Raw genomic sequence first — 15,932 nt, 5'->3', positions numbered from 1 at the left:
GGCCGCGCTCCCGCCGTGGAACGAGCGTCGGACATCGGGCCTGTGGGCCCGCGCCGACGCCCGGATCGGCGAGGGTCACCCGCGTGGGCGCTCGAACGTCAGCAGCAGACCCTCCACGGCTCCGGGACCTATGCGGCCCTTGACGTCCGCCGAGGTGATGGCCTTGAGGCCCCACCCGTCCTCGGCATGCTTGTTCAGGACCTTCTCCAGCTTGTCGCTGTCCAGCGCGTCGCCGATCAGCGACTCCCGGAAGGTGACGACCTTGTACTCGTACGCGTAGGGGCTGCTCATGGGTGCGGACTCCTCCTGCCGGCCGGGTCATGTGTGATGGCCGGGGCAAGCCAATCATCTTCCCGGTGGCGCTGGCCACGGGGGTTCGCCGGACCGCAGCCCGGTCGACGAAGGGGTCGACGCTCACCGCGACGGCTCGTGACCGTGAAGGTGCAGGTGGCCGAGGCCGTCCAGGCCGGGTGTCTGCCGCGTGGCGCGCAGCCGCAGGCGGGGGGTGGTTCGCACGACCGCCCGAAGCCACGCTCCGACGACCGCGGGATCCCGTACGTCACCGATGCGCCGCAGCGCGGTCAGCGCGGTCAGCGCGGTCAACGGGGCATCCCGTACCGCGCCTTCGGCGTCGGGTCTGTCGGGGCCGTTGCGCATGCCGCTCGGGCCGCCCGCAGGCGACCTCAGGGTCGGGGGGCAGTGGGGTGTGCGGTGAAGGCGCGCTCCAGCAGGGCGTACAGGGTGTCCCGCTCCTGCTGGTCGAGTCGGCTCAGGCCCTCGAGTGTGTGGTGCATCTTTCCGCGGATCACGTCGATGACCCGCTCGCCCTCCGCGGTGAGGACGACGTTCTTGACGCGCCGATCGGAGGGACTGGGCTCGCGGCGCACCAGGCCGCGCTTCTCCAGCCGGTCGATGATCCCGGTCATGTTGGAGGCGTCACAGGTCAGCGTGGTGGCCAGGACGCTCATGGAGGCGGGCCCCCGGCGCAGCACGTTGAGGGTCTTGCCCTGGCTGGCCGTGAGGTTCTCGCTCGCGGCGGCGACCGTGAAGTCGCCGTAGTAGGCAGCCAGCGACACCGAGAGCAGCTCCATGAGCTGGGCGGGGCCGACGCGGGCGGGTGCTGTCATGCGCGTCACCTTACGCCCGGAAACTTGACGATCTCAAATATCGCTCGCTACGGTCTCGCTTATTACTTGAAGATCTCAAGCTTCGACGTTCTTAAGTATTCGTCGAGGTCTCACTTAGGGAAGAGATTTCCGTGTCTCATGTGCAGCCTGTGGCGGCCCGACGGCGCCCGGCCGACACCGCGGTCGTCCTGGTGCTCGGCCTTGCCGCGATGGTCGTCTCGATGATGCAGACCCTGGTCGTCCCGATCCTGGGGATCATCCAGAGCGACTTGCACGCCACCACGGCGAACGTCAGCTGGGTGACCACCGCCACGCTTCTGTCGGCCGCCGTCTTCACCCCGCTGCTCGGCCGCTTCGGCGACCAGCACGGCAAGAAGCCCACCCTTGTCGGCGTTCTGCTGGTGATGATCGCCGGCTCGGTGCTCGCCGCCACCACCACCTCGCTGACATGGCTGATCGTCGGCCGGGTGATGCAGGGCGCGGCGACCGCGATCTTCCCGCTCGCCCTCTCCGTCCTGCGCGAAGAGATCAGGCCGGAGAAGCTGCATGGTGCGATGGCCCTGGTCAGTGGCACGCTCGCGTTCGGCAGCGGGCTCGCGCTGGTCGGCGCGGGGCTCCTGACCCGCGGATCGGACCCCGACTACCACCGGGTCTTCTGGCTCGCGGTGGTGCTGGCGGTGGTGGCGCTGGCAGGTGTGTTGTTCACGGTGCCCGCTTCCCGGACGACGACGGGAGGGCGGACGGACTGGCTGGGAGCGGTCACCCTGGCGGCGCTGCTGGTGCTGCTGCTTCTGCCGGTCTCGCAGGGACATGAGTGGGGATGGACGTCCGGCCGTACGCTCGGCTGCTTCGTCGGGGCGGTCGTCATGGCGGCGGTGTGGGTCGTCGTCGAGAGCCGGGTCAAGGAACCGATGGTGGACATGAGGATGTTCGCCCATCGGCCCGTTCTCTTCACCAACCTGGCCGGGCTGTTGCTGGGCTTCGCGATGTTCGCGCAGTTCATCGGCGTCTCGTATCTCGTCCAGATACCCGAAGACGTCGCGGGCTACGGCTTCGGCGCTTCCGTGCTCGGAGCGTCCGTCGTGTATCTGCTTCCCACCACGCTCGTCTCGCTCGTGGGCGCCCAGTTCGGCGGCGCACTGGTGCGTCGGCTCGGCGCGCGCGTGACCCTGGCCGTGGGGGCCTGCTTCGGCGTGGTCGGTTTCACCTGGCTGAGCGTCGCGCACGATGCGACGGCCTCCGTGATCGGCGCGGGCATGGTCATCGGGCTGGCGATCAGCTTCGGTTACGCCGCCATGCCCGCGCTCATCGTCGCCAGTGTCCCCGCCCACCAGTCCGGCATCGCCAACGGCATCAACTCCATCTCCCGCTCGGTCGGAAGCGCCGTGGCAAGCGCGGTGATCACCTCGCTGCTGGCGTCGAAGACCATCCCGCTCCCGGACGGGATGCCCGCACTGCCCCAGGAGAGCCAGTTCACGATGAGCTTCGCGATCGCCGGAGCGGCGTTCCTCCTGGTCGTCGCCGTCGCCCTCGTCGGAATCAATTCGGCGTACGCGCCTCGTACGCCCGTGCTCAGCAAAGTCACCGAGTCCGGAACGGCGGCGCTCGCAGAGGCGGAATCAGATGCCGAGCTCGTATGACCCGCCGGCCAGGCGCACCCACGGTTTCTCCGAAAGGATGTCAGGATGAAGACCTCTGACCACACCGATCACGCATCCGTGTCCACCCCGGTCGATCACCGCTCGGCGGTCGCGGCGGAGACCGCCCGGTTCGTCGCGGCGGTCAAGGGTGCCGACCCGGCTACGGCGGTGCCCAGCTGCCCTGGCTGGACGCTGGCCGACCTGATCAGGCACACAGGCAGTGTCCAGCGCTGGTTCTCGGTCCTGCTGCGGGCGCGCATCCAGGAGCCTCCGCGCACACGTGAAGTGGATCTGCGGCTCCCGGAGCGGGAGGACGGATACCCCGACTGGCTGGCCGAGAGCGCCTCCGTGGCCGCGGACGCCTTCGCTGCCACCGACCCGGACCTGCCGATGTGGGCGTGGGGCGCCGATCAGTACGCCCGTTTCTGGGCGCGCCGGATGCTCTTCGAGACCCTGCTGCACCGGGTCGACGCCGAGCTGGCACTCGGCCTCCGGCCCGCGATCGACCGTCCGGCAGCGGTCGACGGGATCGATGAGTTCCTCGTCAATCTGCCCTTCGCCACCTTCTTCGCCCCCAAGGTGGCCAACCTGCGCGGCCCCGACAAGACCATCCGCTTCCGCACCACCGACGGGGACGACACCTGGCTCGTCCGCCTGCGGCCCGACGGTTTCGGGCTCGACACGGCCCACCCGACCGCGGACACCGCTGACGCGACCGTCCAGGGAACCGCGGCCGACCTGCTGCTGCTCGTCTACGGCCGTCTGCCCTACGGGGCAAAGGCCCTTGCGCATGAGGGAGACGAGCAGCTGCTGGCCCACTGGTTCGCCAACTCGGCTTTCTGAGAAGGCGGTTCGGGGGGTCCGGTGTCACACCTCCGGGCAGCCGCTCGTGGCCTTGGCATGGGTGCGGGTGACGCCGGGGGTCAGGTCGAGCCGGAGGGTGAGGCCGTCTTCCCCGGCTTGCGCGCTGGTGGCCCGTACGCCGGAGGGGAAGTCGGGGAGAGGGATGGTGCGCGGCTTCAGGCGCTGGGCCAGTGCGGTGCCGTCGGCGGCGCCGGGCAGGGCGTCGAGGGGGAGAGTGCGGCCGAGTGCGGTGAGCTCGGTGGGCGTGACGAGGAGTCGGCCCGCCTTCAGGGTGATGTCGGTGTGGACGGTGACCGGCACACCCAGGCTTCCGGCGGTGCCCGTGAGGGTCAGTCCTCTGCCGTCGGTGCCGGGTGTCCACGAGGTGTCGCCGGTGCCGTTGCCGGGCAGGCGCCTGGCGAGTTCGGTGTAGGGGATGGTCAGGGTGGCGTCACCGCCATGGGTGGCGCCGCTCGTGGTGACCTGACGCAGGTGGGCATCGAGGGCCATGGACATGCCGTGGCGCTCGAGGCCGTTGGCGTGGATGTCGACGTCGCCGACGCTTCCACGGAGCAGATTCACAGACGCCAGCGGACTGTCTAGGGCGGCGCTGACGTGGCCGACGGGAGCGAGGCGGCATGCGGCGGCGCGGCTGATGCGCTGCTTGGCGCGGTCTGTGACCACGACGCTGCCGGTCAGCGGCGCTATGACCACGACGGCCGCTGTGGCGGCGAGCAGGAGGCGTCGGCGGCTCATGGAGCGGTGTGTCCGATCTGTCGCAGGATCTCGAAAGCCTGGGGAAGCAGGACGGCCGGCCGGTGGGTGCCGGCGGCGCGGCGGCTGCGCTGGGTGCGGAGGATGGCGCGGACGGTTCCCAGTGCGGCGCCGGCGACCACGGAGGCGTGCAGGTCGGCGTCCGGTGTCTCGGGGGGAAGCCGGTCGAGGACCAGTCGGGTCAGGCGCTCCTCGAATTCGGCGAAGACCTGGATCATGCGCGCCGCGATCAGCTGTTCCGTCCCGTCCAGGGGGTGGGTGAGGGCGGTGAGGCTGGTGCTCTGGAAGAGCGCGGCTGCCGCCAGCAGGGCGTTGTAGACGGCGTCGAGGGGCGGTTCGTCCGACGGGCGTTGCGCCAGGGCCTGTTCGACGGCTGTGAAGAGTTCGATCCCGTCGGGGAGGAGCAGGTCTTCCTTGCTGTCGAAGTAGCGGAAGAACGTGCGGGTGGACACGTTCGCGCAGGCGGCGATCTCGGCGACGGTGGTGTCGGCGAAGCCCCGGTCGGCGAAGAGCTGGGCGGCGCAGGCGCGCAACTGCTGTCGGGTCCGGTCCTTCTTGCGTTCCCGCAGTCCCGGGGTGGGCGCGGGCTCATCGATGGGCATGACCTCAGCATAACTTGTCACTCATGACAAATGACAGTCGTGACACTTTTGGTCTACCGTCGCCTCCAGCAACCCCTCCCACCGGACGCTGGAGCCTCCCGTGCGCGCGCAACCTGAGATCGAGACACCGACGTCGACCGCCCCCGAGGAACGCGCCGGCACGCTCACCCGGCTCGGCGGGTGGTGTGCCCGCCACCCCGTCGCGGTGATCGCCTGCTGGCTGCTGGCGCTGGCGGCAGCGTTGGCCGGCCGGCATGTCGCGGCACCCGTCTTCAGCGACCAGGTGACGTTGCAGGGCACGCAGTCCAGCACCGGCGCCGACCTCCTCGCCGCCCACTCGCCCGGCGCCGGCAGCTCCAGCGGCCGCGTCGTCTTCCACAGCGACACCGAAGCCGTGGTGCCCGGCCCGTCGGTGAGCCGTTCGGTGACCGCTCTCACGAAGCTGCCCCACGTGACGTCCGCCTCCCCTCCGGTGGTCAGCGCGGACGGGCACACCGCCTACACCACCGTGCGGTTCGATGTGCAGGCCAAGACCCTTGGCCACGACTACACCGGGCAACTGGACCGGGCGACCGAGCCGGCCCGTGACGCGCACCTTCAGGTGTCCTACGGCGGCGACCTCGACCAGGTCACCCGGGAGCCCGCCAACGACAGACTCAGCGAACTGGTCGGCATAGCAGCCGCCCTGCTGGTGCTGCTGCTCGCCTTCGGCAGCGTCCTCGCCGCACTGCTGCCCCTGATGAGCGCCCTGATCGCGGTGGGCACCGGCATCGGAGTCGTCGGCATCGTCGCCGGCAGCGTGTCCTTCGCCACCGCGGCCCCGACCCTGGCCACCATGATCGGTCTCGGCGTCGGTATCGACTACGCCCTCTTTCTGACCACTCGGTTCCGGCAGGACTTGATCGACGGTCACGGCCCGGTCACCGCCGCCGCCCGCACCACCGCCGGCAGCGGGCGCGCCGTCCTGGTCGCCGGCATCACCGTCGTCGTGGCCATGCTCGGCCTCTATGCCTGCGGCCTGTCCTTCATCGGCAAGCTCGGCCTTGCCGCCTCCGTCGCCGTCATGATCACCGCGACCGCCGCGGTCACCCTCGTTCCCGCAGCCCTCAGCCTGACCGGCCGCCACATCGACCGTTTCACCCTGCGCCGGCCGGTCGCCGAAACCTCCGGTGACCGAGACGGATGGCACCGCTACGCGGCCCGCGTCGCCCGGCACCCCTGGCAGTACCTCGCCGCCGGCACTGCGGTCCTGGCTCTTCTCGCCATACCCGCCCTGTCCATGCGCCTGGGCCACGTCGACGCAAGCGCCGACCCCTCCGGCACCACCAGCCGCACCGCCTACGATCTCGTCGCCGACGCGACCGGGCCCGGCTTCGGTCCCGGCGCCAACGCGCCGCTGGCCCTCGTCGTCGATCTCGGCGCCGACCGGACCCGCGCCTCGAGCCTGGCCTCGACCGTGCAGCGCGCCCTGCACAACACGCCGGACGTCGCCGAGGTGACCAGCCTGCGCCCCAGCCCGGACGGAAAGCTCCTGACAGCCACCGTCACCCCTGCCCACGGCCCTCAGGACGAGACCACCAGCACCCTGGTGACCACCCTGGTCGACCACACCCTCCCGGACGCCCTCCACGGCACGACCGCCCACGGCTACGTCACCGGTACCACCGCCGCCCAGGTCGACTTCCGAGACACCGTCCAGCAGCGCCTGCCCGTCATCATCGCCACCGTCCTCGCCGCGACCTTCCTGCTGCTGATGACCGTGTTCCGCAGCCTGGTCATCCCGCTCAAGGCGGTCCTGCTCAACCTGGCCACCACCGCCGCCTCCTACGGCGTTCTGACCGCCGTCTTCCAGTGGGGCTGGGGGAGCGCCCTGCTCGGCCTGCACGAACCGGTGCCCATCGAGTCCTACGTCCCGATGATGATGTTCGCCATCGTCTTCGGGCTCTCCATGGACTACGAGATCTTCCTGCTCTCCCGTATCGCCGACGTCTGGCACAGCACCGCCGACAACACACGCTCCGTCGGCACCGGTCTGGCGGCCACCGGTCGTGTCATCTCCAGTGCCGCGCTCATCATGACCGCCGTCTTCCTCTCCTTCACCGCCTCGCCCACCGTCGTGGTGAAGATGCTCGCTCTCGGCCTCGCCGTCAGTGTCGTCCTCGACGCCACCCTGGTCCGCCTCGTCCTCGTCCCCTCCAGCATGTTCCTCCTCGGCCGTGCCAACTGGTGGCTCCCCGGGTGGCTCGACCGGCGCCTGCCCCAGCTGCACGCCTGACCCACACGGAGAAGCCCGCCATGAGCACACTCCGCCGCATCGCGGGCCGCACGCTCACGCCAGGTCGATGCCCAACTCGTTGTCCGGGCGGCAGAACTGGCACGCCGTGACGTTCGGGTCGGTGAGCGCGGCCCGCGCCTCGTCGGCTCTCACCGGGTGAACCGTGCCCTCGGTCATCGTGCAGTCGGTCAGGTGAATCAAGGCGGGCTCGGGCCCGTTCGGTGTGCGTTTCTGCTGTACGACGTATCCCGCCCTCGCCGGTGGAAGGACGGAGCCGGGCAGCGTTGTCGCGTCCTTCACACGCGGCCTGCGTTGCCGAGGCCCGCGTTCGGTGCGGGCGAGGGCCTCTCGTACGGCGTCGCGTTGGAGCCGCAGATAGATGCCGACGGTCTCGTTCTCGGCGATCTGTCGATCGAGGTGGCCAAGGATCGCCCGGAGCCGGGACGGGTCAGGCGGCAGCAAGGGCATGGCGCGCACCATCCCTCCAGGGGATGAGCCCGCTCATCGTCAGCTCTTTCCTCCCCGCCCGGCTGCATACAGGACCGACCGGGCCGCCGCTTCCCGGCCGCTTCCCCAGTGCGGGTGGAACAACACGTCTGTCGACAGCCGGAGGAGGCGCCGCCGCAGGGCGGTGCCCGGACGCGCGGCGAGCCGGCGGTAGGTGGCTTGCCACTCCTCAAGTGCCTGGGCGAGGTCGTCGGGAATCGGTCGCATGACCAAATTCAATCATGTGTTCGATTTTCTGGGCCAGTGGCGCCGTGGGACAGCACATTCGGATCCGGCGCCGCGGAGGGCACCGGGACAGCGGCCGGCGACGCACGGCTGCCGCGCCGGGCGGCAGGGAGAACAGGCGGCGGTCTCGATCAGACGCTGCGGCGTGGACGGCTGACGGCTTCAGCCTGTCTGGCAGGGCCGGTTCGCCCTCTTGCGCGCCACGCCCCCGTAGAAGCCGATCTCCTCGGAGCCCGCCGGCGGAGGGGTGTCCGGGCGCCAGAACGGGACCTGGACCAAGCCGGGTTCGTCCGGTTCGAAGCCGGTGAAGAACCGCTCGACCTCGGCGCGCGACCGCAGGTTCAGGGTGGCGGTGGCCCTGTTGTAGACGGCCTTGGCGTCGCTGCGGTCGGCGAAGTCGCCCGTGGCGTGCGAAAGCACCAGGAAGCTGCCGGCCGGAAGCGCGTCGCGCAGGGTGGCGACGATCTGCTCGGGCCGCTCCGCATCGGTGAGGAAGTGGAGGATGGCGACCAGGAGCAGGGCGACCGGCTCGTCGAAGTCGATGACTTCACGGACGTCGGGATGGTCCAGGATGGCCCGCGGGTCGCGCAGGTCGGCGAGGACGACGCTGGTCGTGCCGGAGCGGCCGAGCAGCGCGTCCGCATGTGCCTTGACGATCGGATCGTTGTCGACGTACGCGACCCGCACGTCCGGCGCCACCTCGTGGGCGATCTCGTGCACGTTCGGTGAGGTGGGCAGCCCGGTGCCGATGTCGAGGATCTGGCGGACCCCGCCGCCGACGACATGACGGACGGCGCGGCGGAGGAAGGCACGGTTGGCCCTCAGGCCCATCCGCACCTCGGGAGCGGCGGCGGCGAGTTCGTCGCCGGCCTGTTGGTCCACCGCGTAGTTGTCCTTGCCGCCGAGCAGGTAGTCGTAGATGCGCGCGGGATGCGGCCTGCTGGTGTCGATGTCCTCGGCACGGAAGCCGTCCTGCCGCACGCTGAACTCCCCTCGAGGCCGCCACTGCCGCCTTGCCGGCCCACGGCCGAGGACAGCTTGCCACATCGGCTACCGGGCAGTTGCGAAGTCCTGGGTCCAGTAGCTGTTGGGCTGTGCGAGTCCGACGCCGATCTGCTTGAACGCACAGTCCAGGATGTTGGCCTTGTGCCCGGGGCTGGACATCCAGCCCGCCATGACCTGCTCGGGAGTGGAGTAGCCGTAGGCGACGTTCTCGCCGTAGGTGCTCCAGCTGTAGCCGGCACGCGTGATTCGGTCGCCCGGCGAGGAGCCGTCGGACCCGGTGTGCGACATGTTCCGGTGGGAGGCCATGTCCTCGCTGTGCGCCTGGGCGACCTTGGTCAGGGTCGCGTTGAGGGTCACGGGGGAGCAACCGGCTCTGCTGCGCTCCGCGTTGACGAGTTGCACGATGCGGGCGACGGTGCCGGACGCCGTGGCGGTGACTTTCGGGGTGCTCGGAGAGGATGGCGCCGCGGAGGCGGTGGCCCTGACGGGGCTGGGAGCGGTGGCCTTGGGCTTGGGCGCGGTCGTTTTCCTCGGAGCGGCCGTCTTCTTCGGCGTGGGCTTCGCGGGAGTGCTCGAAGGGGCGGCCGGAGTCTTCGAGGTCCACCACGGGGTGGCCTCCTCGCGATTCCCGGAGCCGTCATGGCCGGCGTTGTTCCACGCGGCATCGGCCGCATGCCGCTCGGCACCGGACCGGTGTTCTCCGCTGTCGTCCCGCCAGTGGGCACATGCCATGGCCACGGGGGGCACGCCCACGGCGCCCACAGCGACGGCGGCGATGACTATTCGCCGGTAACGCTTCTGCTTGCGATGCTCGCCCATGCGTGACCTCACCCGGTAGTCGCGGACGCCCCTTGTGCGGCTGGCGGTCGTCATTCTTGGGAACAGCTGTACGCAGGTGCAAAGGGACTTACTACTACCTCACCTCGTAGACCCGGTCGGCCCTTGCCATGGGCGCGGGAACGTGCTGGCCCGGCCTCTGTGGCCGGTGCAAACAACCTGCCGCTCCGTCAGGAACTTCCGGAATCCGCAAAGGAGGCGAAAGTGTCGGCGAGGGGGCGACCGCAGCGCGAGGCGCGATATGGGCCAAGGTCAATGCGGACAAGTCCTATATGTCGCCGGGGCGGTATCTACTAAGCCCGACGCATAGTTGCCAGGGTTGTTGTGGCGCATTTCACAATGCTGGGGCCGGCGTGCGTTCACTTGCCCCTCATTGCGGCACTTGTCCGGCGTTGCCGAGCACACGATGGCGGACCGTCTGGTGACTTCATGTCACGACTCGAACGCTCTGTGCGCCGTTCCGGGAACAGGCGAAGGAGACGGTGATGAGTGGTCCCCCGTCCCGACGGCGGCCGGATCGTCACCTTCTGCGGCTACAAGGGCGGCACCGGCCGCACCATGCCCTGGCCGACACCGCCTGGATCATTCCTCGGTGCCCGGGGGCAGGGTGCTCGGGCCGTCGTTGTGGCCGGCAGACGCCTCGGCCCGGGGGGCGCCGTCTGTGGTGGGGCTGCCGCCCGGTGCCAGGGCGGCATCCACTCCTGCGACCCTCGAAGCAGGGCCGTAGGACGCCTTCCTGCTCGTAGATGTCCGGCTTCCGTAAGGGGTTCGGGCGTTCCGCGGCGGCCTTGCGGCGACTGTGATGGGAGGCATGAGATCGCGCTTCTTCCCACCGGTGTTCAAGGGCGGGCTGCACGACGCCCGCACGGCGACCTCGATCGGGCGGCTGCTCGGGGTCGCCTTCGCGGTGTGCTTCGTCACCGGTCTGATCAGTCATGTGATGCAGCACCCGCCGGCATGGGCGGCCGACGACCTGCCGAGCCGCCCGGTGTGGGGATACCGGCTGACGCAGGGGCTGCACGTCGCCTCGGGCATCGCGGCGATTCCGCTGCTGCTGGCCAAGTTGTGGACGGTGTACCCACGGTTGTTCGCCTGGCCGCCGATGCGGTCGGTCAGGCACGCCCTGGAGCGGCTCTCGGTGGCCGTGCTGGTGGCGGCGGCCGTCTTCGAAGTGTTCACGGGTCTGCTGAACACCACGCAGTGGTATCCGTGGCCGTTCTCCTTCGTGCCGGTGCACTACGCCGTGGCCTGGCTGGTGGCCGGATCGCTCGTGCTGCACATCGCGGTCAAGGCCCCGGGGATCGGGGCCCATTGGAGCCGGCGGTCGCCGGGCACCCTGGTCCTGCCGGCGGAGGACGGGCCTGACCGCCGCTCGCTGCTGGCCGCGGTGGTGGCCGCGGCCGGCGCGGTCACGGTGACGACGGTGGGCCAGTCCCTCACCCCCGTGAAGGACCTCACCCTGCTCGCACCCCGCCACCCGGACCACGGCTCGCAGGGCCTGCCGGTCAACCGCACCGCCGCCGCCGCGGGAGTCGGACGGATTTCCGCCGAGCGCTACCGCCTGACGGTCGCCGGGCCCCGGCCCTTCACGCTGACGCTGGACGAACTGCGTGGTCTGCCGCAGCACGAGGCGGAGTTGCCGATCGCCTGCGTGGAGGGGTGGAGCAAGTCGGCACACTGGACGGGCGTGCGGGTCATGGATCTCCTGGCGCTCGCGGGGGCCCCGCCGCACGCCCGCGTCCGAGTGGTGTCCCTGGAGACGCGGGGCGGATACCGGGTCTCCGAGATGGGGCACGAGCACGCCCGCGACCCGCTGACCCTGCTCGCCCTGCGCCTGAACGGCCGGGAACTGGCCCCCGACCACGGCTATCCGGCACGCCTGATCACCCCGAACCGCCCCGGCGTGCTCCAGACCAAGTGGGTGGGACGGCTGGAGGTGCTGTCATGAAGGTGAACGTGATGCGCGTGCTGACGGGCGCGGCCGGCCTGGCGCTCATGGGGGTGGGCGCGTCCCTGCTGCTGGACGTGGCAGACCTGACGGGCGTGCTGGTCTGGCTGGGCGGTGCCCTGGTGCTGCACGACGCCCTGATCGCACCCCTGGTACTGCTCATCGGGTGGGTGCTGGTCCGCGGCGGCCTGCGTGGGCCGGTCCGCGGGGCACTGCTGGTGGCGGGCGCCCTGACGGCGGTCGCCCTGCCAGTGCTGCTGCGTCCGGGAAAACCGGCCAACTCCTCGGTTCTGCCGCTGGACTACTCGCGCAACTGGCTGCTCACGCTGGTGGCGGTGGCGGTGGTCACGGCCCTCCTGCCGGCAGCGCGGGGAATTCGCCGCAGCCGTCGGCGACCACCTTCCTAGGTCCGTCCGTACTCCGGCCCCGGGCCGTCTTACGGGTGTCTTACACAGCTGACGGAGGGGCGGTGGCGGGCTTGGCGGGCTCGTACGGTGGCGCGATGCGAACCCTTCGGACGACGGTACTGGTGACCGCGCCGCCGCTGCTGCTGGCCGTGGCGGGTCTGATGCATCCGCGTCATCTGACGGCGGCGACGGCCAGTCACTGGGCCGGTCTGCACATCGTCCTGCTGCCCGCCTTCCCCCTCCTGACACTCGGTCTGCTGGTGCCGCTGTGGGGCAGGCCGGGCCGCGACGTCGACGGTGCCCTGACCGTACTCGCCTGGGTCGGTTGCTTCTGCTACGCCGCCTATTACACAGGGCTGGACGCGGTGGCCGGCGTCTCCGCCGGGACGGTGGCGGGCGGCGATACGCACAGTGCGGTGGGGCGGCTGTTCGCGACCGGCGACGAGCTGGGCCGGGCAGGGGTGTACGCCTTGACGGTCGCCGCCGTCGCCTCCTGTGCCGTACTTGTGCGGTGGCACGGTGTGCGGGTGCTGCCCGGTGCCGCGGTGGTGCTGACGGCGTGCCGGTCGTTCGTCGACAGCCACATCTTCTGGCCGCGGGGCGTGTTCACCATGCTCGGCTTCGCCGTGGGCTTCGGCCTACTGACGGTGGCGGCCTCCAGGCCCGACAACGCTCGGCCTGCGGCGGGAAGGCTTACGAACCCCTGACATCCCGGCGTCGAATGGTCGCCAGGCGGATCTGGGGCCGTACGGTCGGTGGCATGTTGATCCTGGTCACCGGAGGTGCGGGCTTCATCGGCTCGCATGTCGTCACCGCCCTCACCGACGCGGGGCACGAGGTGCGCGTGCTCGACGCGCTGTTGCCCGCCGCGCACCGTACGTCTCCGCCGGTCCCCGACGGGGTGGACTTCAGGCATGCGGACGTCCGCGACACGGCGGCCGTGGCCGAGGCCCTTCGGGGAGTGGACGCCGTCTGCCATCAGGCGGCGATGGTCGGGCTCGGCAAGGACTTCGCCGACGCCCCCGCCTACGTGGGCTGCAACGATCTGGGCACCGCGGTGCTGCTGGCCGGGATGGCCGAGGCCGGGGTGCGGCGTCTGGTGCTGGCGAGTTCGATGGTGGTCTACGGAGAGGGGCGCTACGAGTGCCCGTCGCACGGTGTCGTACGGCCGGGGCCGCGCACCGTGGCCGGTCTGGAGGCAGGATGCTTCGAACCGCCCTGCCCGAAGTGCGGTGAGCCGCTCGCCCCCGGACTGGTGGCCGAGGACGCCCCGCTTGATCCGCGCAACGTCTACGCCGCCACCAAGCTCGCGCAGGAGAACCTCGCCGCCGCGTGGGCGCGCGCGGCGGGCGGGCGGGTGGCCGCGTTGCGCTACCACAACGTGTACGGGCCCGGGATGCCGCGTGACACCCCTTACGCGGGCGTCGCCTCGCTGTTCCGGTCCGCGCTGGAGCGCGGTGAGGCGCCGCGCGTCTTCGAGGACGGGGGCCAGCGGCGGGACTTCGTCCATGTACGCGACGTCACCGGTGCCAATCTCGCCGCTCTGGAGGGGCTGCTCGATCTGCCGGAGGGAACCGCGAGGGCGTACAACGTCGGCAGCGGCGAACCGCACACGGTGGGGGAGATGGCCGCCGCCCTGGCCGAGGCGCACGGCGGACGGGCCCCGGCCGTCACCGGGGAGTACCGGCTCGGCGACGTCCGCCACATCACCGCTTCCTCGGGCAGGCTCCGCGACGACCTGGGCTGGAAGCCGCAAGTCGCCTTCACGGAGGGAATGGCCGAGTTCGCGACGGCCCCGCTGCGGGAGGGCTGAGCATCCCCGCGGCCGGATACCGGCCCCGCCGAGGACGAAGGACCGGGTCCTGCCGGGCAGGACCCGGTCCTTTGCTGCGGTGTCCTCAGACGGCCGCGGGCAGGCGGACCTCGAAACGGCAGCCGCCGGACACATTCGACACCGCCGCGCGCCCCTTGTGTGCCTCCACGATCCCACGCACGATCGCCAGCCCCAGACCCGCTCCGGCCGGCGGGGTCCGTGCATCGGTGCCACGCCAGCCCGTGTCGAAGACACGGGGCAGGTCCTCCGGCGGAATGCCGCCGCAGCCGTCGGTCACCGACACGACGACGCTGTCCACCTCACGGCGGGCGGCGACCGCGACCGTGCCGTCGGTGGGCGTCCGGCGGATCGCGTTGACGAGCAGGTTGGCAAGGACGCGCGACATTTCGCGGCCGTCGACCTCGACCGGGACGGGCTCGACTCCGTCGCCGACAAGCCGTACGCCGTGCTCCCTGGCCAGGGCGTCGGCGCCCGCGAGCGCGTCGCCGACGAGGTCGTAGACCGACATCCGGGTGATGTTCAGGGCCAGTACGCCGGCCTGTATGCGGGAGAGTTCGAACAGGTCGCCCACCATGCCGCTCATGCGCTCGACCTCCGCGCGGATGCGGGCGTGGTAGACGCCCGGGTCGTCGACCATGCCGTCCTCCAGGGCCTCGGCCATGGCCTGGAGCCCGGCGAGCGGGGTGCGCAGGTCGTGGGAGATCCAGGCGACCAGTTCGCGGCGGGAGTCCTCCAGGGCCCTCTCCCGCTCCCGGGAGGCGGCGAGCTTGGCGCTGGTGGCGGCGAGTTCGCCGCTGAGCTCGGCGAGTTCGGCGGTGAGTGCGGCGGCGGGCGGTGTGAAGTGACCGTCGTCGCCGAGGGCGCGGGTCGCCTCGGCCAGGGCTCTGCTGCCGCGGACGACGTTGCGGCCGAGCGCCAGTGCCACCCCGAGCGAGACGACCGCCGCGATGGAGCAGACCATCGTCACGACCCACAGGTCGTGGTCGGACAGGAGCATGGCCCAGGACACCAGCATGGTTCCGGCGAGCATCGCCGCCACCGTCACGGCGGCGACCACGGCCAGGGACAGCGCGAGCGAGCGGTTGCGCAGCAGTCGCAGGGCGCCCGTGCCCAGCAGCCCGGCGCCGGCCGCGCCCATGGCCGCGTACAGCGCGATGAGAAGGGTGTCACGCACCATCGTCGGCTCCGTCCGCCGGGGGAGGGTCGAAGCGGTAGCCCCTGCCCCACACGGTGCTGATCAGGCGGGGGTGCGCCGGGTCACGCTCGATCTTCTCGCGCAGGCGGCGCACATGGACGGTGACGGTCGACAGATCACCGAACTCCCACCCCCACACCCGTCGCATCAGCTCCTCACGGCTCGTCGCCTGTCCGGGGTTGCGCAGAAAGAACTCGAGCAGGTCGAACTCCCGGATGGTCAGGGCGAGTCCGGAGCCGTCGCGGATGGCGCGGCGAGCGTGGGGGTTCAGGGCGAGGGGGCCGGCACGCAGCCAGGGTTCGGCCGGCGCCGCCCGGTCCCCGGCCAGCGCTCCGGCGCGGCGCAGCACCGACTCCACCCTGAGCACGAGTTCACGGGGGCTGAAGGGCTTGGTGACGTAGTCGTCCGCCCCGACCTCCAGGCCGAGGATGCGGTCCTCCTCGTCGCCACGCGCCGTCAGCATGATCACGGGGAGCGGGCCGTTCTCCCGGATGCGGCGGCACACCTCCAGCCCGTCCAGGCCGGGCAGCATCAGGTCCAGCACCACCAGGTCGGGGGGCTCGGCGGCGGCGCGGGCCACGGCGGCGGGACCGTCGGCGGCCAGGTCGACGGCGAAGCCCGCCCGGTCCAGGTAGCCGGCGACGACCTCGGAGACCGTGGGGTCGTCGTCCACGACGAGTACGCGTTTCACACGACCGAGTCTCGCACCGGCG

Annotated in this window: 17 protein-coding genes and 1 pseudogene; 7 read left to right on the top strand and 11 right to left on the bottom strand. The window is 70.9% G+C overall.

Annotated elements, in window-relative coordinates:
- Positions 1-75: 75 nt before the first annotated feature.
- From ABZ876_RS27260 to ABZ876_RS27250, 3 genes are all read right to left on the bottom strand, one after another.
- Entirely contained in the window at positions 76-291 is a 216-nt protein-coding gene (locus ABZ876_RS27260) for a DUF4177 domain-containing protein (RefSeq protein WP_030063177.1), read from the bottom strand.
- A 123-nt stretch (positions 292-414) separates the two neighbouring features.
- Entirely contained in the window at positions 415-657 is a 243-nt protein-coding gene (locus ABZ876_RS27255; RefSeq protein ID WP_361786503.1) for a hypothetical protein, read from the bottom strand.
- 26 nt (positions 658-683) lie between these two features.
- Positions 684-1,127, bottom strand: a complete 444-nt coding sequence (locus tag ABZ876_RS27250) for a MarR family transcriptional regulator (RefSeq protein WP_361786500.1) — start codon at positions 1,125-1,127, stop codon at positions 684-686.
- Positions 1,128-1,258: 131 nt separating this feature from the next.
- On the opposite strand from ABZ876_RS27250, the gene ABZ876_RS27245 reads away from it, so the two are divergent.
- Together ABZ876_RS27245 and ABZ876_RS27240 are read left to right on the top strand one after the other, a co-directional pair.
- On the top strand, positions 1,259-2,767 hold the full coding sequence (locus tag ABZ876_RS27245; protein WP_361786497.1) for an MFS transporter: 1,509 nt from the start codon (positions 1,259-1,261) through the stop codon (positions 2,765-2,767).
- Positions 2,768-2,812: 45 nt separating this feature from the next.
- A complete protein-coding gene (locus tag ABZ876_RS27240) occupies positions 2,813-3,610 on the top strand; it encodes a maleylpyruvate isomerase family mycothiol-dependent enzyme (RefSeq protein ID WP_361786494.1) in 798 nt (265 codons plus the stop codon).
- Positions 3,611-3,634: 24 nt separating this feature from the next.
- On the opposite strand, the gene ABZ876_RS27235 is transcribed toward ABZ876_RS27240, so the two are convergent.
- On the bottom strand, positions 3,635-4,366 hold the full coding sequence (locus ABZ876_RS27235; protein ID WP_361786491.1) for a DUF2993 domain-containing protein: 732 nt from the start codon (positions 4,364-4,366) through the stop codon (positions 3,635-3,637).
- The gene (locus ABZ876_RS27230; protein WP_361786488.1) at positions 4,363-4,986 is read right to left on the bottom strand and encodes a TetR family transcriptional regulator; all 624 of its coding nucleotides are present in this window, start codon (positions 4,984-4,986) and stop codon (positions 4,363-4,365) included. The genes ABZ876_RS27235 and ABZ876_RS27230 overlap by 4 nt, the downstream gene beginning before the upstream one ends.
- A gap of 100 nt (positions 4,987-5,086) precedes the next feature.
- On the opposite strand from ABZ876_RS27230, the pseudogene ABZ876_RS27225 reads away from it, so the two are divergent.
- Positions 5,087-7,258, top strand: a pseudogene (locus ABZ876_RS27225) (MMPL family transporter); the annotation flags it as partial.
- Between the two features lie 57 nt (positions 7,259-7,315).
- On the opposite strand, the gene ABZ876_RS27220 reads toward ABZ876_RS27225, so the two are convergent.
- The 4 genes from ABZ876_RS27220 to ABZ876_RS27205 form a co-directional block, all read right to left on the bottom strand.
- Positions 7,316-7,729 (bottom strand): DUF6233 domain-containing protein, encoded by a 414-nt coding sequence (locus tag ABZ876_RS27220; RefSeq protein WP_361786485.1) that lies wholly within the window; start codon positions 7,727-7,729, stop codon positions 7,316-7,318.
- Positions 7,730-7,768: 39 nt separating this feature from the next.
- On the bottom strand, positions 7,769-7,975 hold the full coding sequence (locus ABZ876_RS27215; RefSeq protein WP_361786482.1) for a hypothetical protein: 207 nt from the start codon (positions 7,973-7,975) through the stop codon (positions 7,769-7,771).
- A gap of 180 nt (positions 7,976-8,155) precedes the next feature.
- Positions 8,156-8,974 (bottom strand): SAM-dependent methyltransferase, encoded by an 819-nt coding sequence (locus ABZ876_RS27210; RefSeq protein WP_361786479.1) that lies wholly within the window; start codon positions 8,972-8,974, stop codon positions 8,156-8,158.
- Positions 8,975-9,043: 69 nt separating this feature from the next.
- Positions 9,044-9,817 (bottom strand): CAP domain-containing protein, encoded by a 774-nt coding sequence (locus ABZ876_RS27205; RefSeq protein ID WP_361786476.1) that lies wholly within the window; start codon positions 9,815-9,817, stop codon positions 9,044-9,046.
- Between the two features lie 829 nt (positions 9,818-10,646).
- Here ABZ876_RS27205 and ABZ876_RS27200 point away from each other — a divergent pair.
- The 4 genes from ABZ876_RS27200 to ABZ876_RS27185 all read left to right on the top strand — a co-directional run bounded on the left by ABZ876_RS27200 (position 10,647) and on the right by ABZ876_RS27185 (position 14,003).
- The gene (locus ABZ876_RS27200; RefSeq protein ID WP_361786474.1) at positions 10,647-11,783 is read left to right on the top strand and encodes a molybdopterin-dependent oxidoreductase; all 1,137 of its coding nucleotides are present in this window, start codon (positions 10,647-10,649) and stop codon (positions 11,781-11,783) included.
- A complete protein-coding gene (locus ABZ876_RS27195; protein WP_361786472.1) occupies positions 11,780-12,190 on the top strand; it encodes a hypothetical protein in 411 nt (136 codons plus the stop codon). The genes ABZ876_RS27200 and ABZ876_RS27195 overlap by 4 nt, the downstream gene beginning before the upstream one ends.
- Positions 12,191-12,285: 95 nt before the next feature.
- Positions 12,286-12,897, top strand: coding sequence for a hypothetical protein (locus tag ABZ876_RS27190; protein WP_361786469.1), 612 nt, complete (start codon positions 12,286-12,288; stop codon positions 12,895-12,897).
- Between the two features lie 53 nt (positions 12,898-12,950).
- Positions 12,951-14,003: an NAD-dependent epimerase/dehydratase family protein gene (locus ABZ876_RS27185; protein ID WP_361786467.1), complete on the top strand. Its 1,053-nt coding sequence runs from the start codon at positions 12,951-12,953 to the stop codon at positions 14,001-14,003.
- 85 nt (positions 14,004-14,088) lie between these two features.
- Here the strand turns inward: ABZ876_RS27185 and ABZ876_RS27180 are convergent, their stop codons facing one another.
- Positions 14,089-15,201, bottom strand: a complete 1,113-nt coding sequence (locus ABZ876_RS27180) for a HAMP domain-containing sensor histidine kinase (RefSeq protein ID WP_361786464.1) — start codon at positions 15,199-15,201, stop codon at positions 14,089-14,091.
- Entirely contained in the window at positions 15,191-15,910 is a 720-nt protein-coding gene (locus tag ABZ876_RS27175) for a response regulator transcription factor (protein ID WP_361786461.1), read from the bottom strand. Before ABZ876_RS27175 ends, ABZ876_RS27180 begins: the two co-directional genes overlap by 11 nt.
- Between the last annotated feature and the right edge of the window lie 22 nt (positions 15,911-15,932).

The organism is Streptomyces sp. NPDC046931, from assembly GCF_040644655.1.
Classification (GTDB): domain Bacteria; phylum Actinomycetota; class Actinomycetes; order Streptomycetales; family Streptomycetaceae; genus Streptomyces.
This window is presented reverse-complemented; position numbering and strand designations above follow the sequence as displayed.